Here is a 2640-nt window from a genome sequence, read left to right as displayed (position 1 = left end):
GGGCATCTCGCGGTTCAGCACGCGCACCAGCACCTCGTGCCCCAGGTCGCGCGGCTGCGCATCGCCCGCGCGCTGCTTGCGGGCGTACTCCAGCGCCCGGATCAGCTCGGTGCGCACCAGGGCCATCCCCCGCGCCCGCGTGCCGGCGTTGCGGAAGTTCTGCCCGACGGAGGGCCCCAGGGTGAACGCCACCATCGTCGCCGTGTCGACCAGCGCGTCGCCCACGTCGTCGCCGCGCGTCTTGACGATCATCGTTTGCCCGCTGATCAGCGCGCCCGGCCCGTGCCCCGTGTGCACCGTCGTCACGCCGAAGCCGCGGAGCCACGACACCAGCTCGTCGCGGGCGTTGTAGGCGTCGATGGCCCGCAGCTCGGGCTGCAGCGCATCCGTGCGGTCCAGCTGGTCCTGGTCGTGCGCCTGCCCCAGCGCGCCGGCCAGACCGACGACCGAGTGCGCGTCCACCAGCCCGGGCGTCACCACGCGGCCGGTGAGCACGCGATAGCCCGCCGGCACCTGCACCTCGGACGCGGGGCCCACGCGCTCGATCTTGCCCTTGGCGCCGATCAGCACCACGCCGTCGCGGATGGCGGCGCCGGCCATCGTGTACACCGTCTCGCCCCGCACCGCCACCTGCGCGTGCAGCGGAAGCGCGATGGCGGACACGGCGGCCGCGAGAATCGTCAGCGTGCGCATCAGTGGCCCTCCTCGCCTTCGTGGGCGTGCGCGGCCCCGTCGCGGAACACGCCGAAGCCGCCGACGGCGTACATGCGGTCGTTGGCATCCGCGAAGTCGAACACCTTGCTCCCCTCCACCCAGGTCTGCTCCACGCGGGTGTAGACGGAGAGCGGATCGCCGGAAAGGACCACGAAGTCGGCGTCCTTGCCGCGCTCCAGCGTGCCCACGCGGTCCTGCAGCCCCAGCATCCGCGCGCCGGCGATGGTCATGGCCTCCAGCGCCCGCTCGCGCGACATCCCCGCGCGCACGCCCAGCCCCGCCTGGCGCAGGAACCAACGGCTGTCGGTGATGCCATCGTCCGTGTGAAAGGCGACCAAGGCGCCCGCACGCTCCAGCGCCACGCCGTTCTCGTAGCGGGTGTCGATGGCTTCCAGCTTTCCGCCCGGCGCATCGACGACGATGATGGACGACGACGCGCCCGAACGCGCGATGTCGTCGGCCACCTTCCACGCCTCGCTGACGTGATGGAGCACGATGCGGAATCCGAATTCCTGGGCCAGCCGCAGCGCGGTGAGGATGTCGTCGGCGCGGTGGGTGTGAAAGTGCACCGTGCGGCGCCCGTCCAGCACCTCCACCAGCCCCTCCATCTCCAGGTCGCGCGGCGTCACCTTGTCCATCCCGCCCGCGCGGCGCGCCTTGTCGCGGTACTCCTGCGCACGGACGAACCGCTCGCGCATCATGGACGCGGCGCGGGCGCGCGTGCCGGGGAACGGCGGCTCGCCGCGCGGGTTGGTGCCGTTGGCCATCTTCATCCCGCCGCAGATGTCGCGCAGCACGTCCTGGCAGTAGGCCAGGTCGTAGATGTCGTTGCCGTCGCGCAGCTTCAGGTACACGGTCTGGCCGCTCAGGAGCAGGCCCGAGCCGGGCATCACGTTGGCGGTGGTGATTCCGCCCGCCTGCGCCTTCTGAATGCCGTCGTCGCGCGCGTCGATGGCGTCCAGGATGCGCACGGAGGGATGGATGGGCGTCGAGCGGTCGCCGCCGTCGCCCCCGCCGATGTGCGAGTGCGTGTCCACCAGCCCGGGCATGATGGTCTTGCCGCTCGCGTCGTGGACGACGGCGCCCGCGGGAATGGGCGTGTCGGCCCCGCCGATGGCGGTGATCTTTCCGCCCTGCACCACGAGCACGCCGTTCTGGATCGGCTGGCCGGCGATGGGGAGGAGGGTGGCGCCGCGAAACGCGTGTGGCTGCTCCTGGGCGCTCAGCGCGCCGGCGGCGGCCACCGCGCCCACGAGCGCCGCGGACAGGGTACGTCGCATGGGTTGCGTCTCTCCTGTGGGATGAAAGGCGCGGGGCGGCGTCGTGCGGCCCCGCGCGGACCTGGGGCTGGGAGGATGAATACAATATACCGGAGCACCATCCGCCGCGGCACCCTCGCCTCCGAGGCGGCCCTCACCCGGCCGCGCTGACACGCGTGCGACCCTCTCCCGCAAGCGGGAGAGGGTGTACACTTCGGGTTGAGTGCGACAAGGCAGGCCTGGTGCTCGGGCGGGCGCCCCCCATCCCCAGCCCTTCCCCCGCAAACTGCGCGGGGGAAGGGAGCCAGTGTGGCGCGCCACCCTTTCCTCCGCTCGCGCCGGACTACTGTCATCCAAAGGCCCAAGCGCGCCACACCTGCCCGTAGCACAGGCCTCGCGGGCCGAAGGATCTCGCCGCGGCCACGTACCAGCTAGGGCGCGGCAGCGGTTATCGTCGCCGAGGTCTCGGCCTTCGTCATGGCGGGTGAATCGAAACCGCAGCTGGAAAGGCACGAAGTCCGCCTTCGCGGACTGCACGCACGGTCGAGTGCGCGAGCCCGGCCGGAGCGCGGTTCAGGTCTCCCCCTCCCCTGCGCTGCGGGGGACGGGGGCCGGGGGGAGGGGGCTCCCGGAGCCTGCGAGGCAGTTAAGCGAACCCCGAGCGAAG

At 72.1% G+C, this 2640-nt stretch carries 1 protein-coding gene and 1 pseudogene; both read right to left on the bottom strand.

The features are described from left to right. A pseudogene (locus tag VIB55_RS19855) lies at positions 1-693 on the bottom strand (amidohydrolase); the annotation flags it as partial. Beyond that, a complete protein-coding gene (locus tag VIB55_RS19850) occupies positions 693-1994 on the bottom strand; it encodes an amidohydrolase family protein (RefSeq protein ID WP_331878407.1) in 1302 nt (433 codons plus the stop codon). The gene VIB55_RS19850 and the pseudogene VIB55_RS19855, both read right to left, overlap by 1 nt. Positions 1995-2640: the final 646 nt, after the last annotated feature.

Origin of the sequence: Longimicrobium sp. (genome assembly GCF_036554565.1) — a bacterium.
Taxonomy (GTDB): domain Bacteria; phylum Gemmatimonadota; class Gemmatimonadetes; order Longimicrobiales; family Longimicrobiaceae; genus Longimicrobium.
Note: the sequence above shows the minus strand (reverse complement) of the source record. Positions and strands in the feature narration are given on the sequence as shown.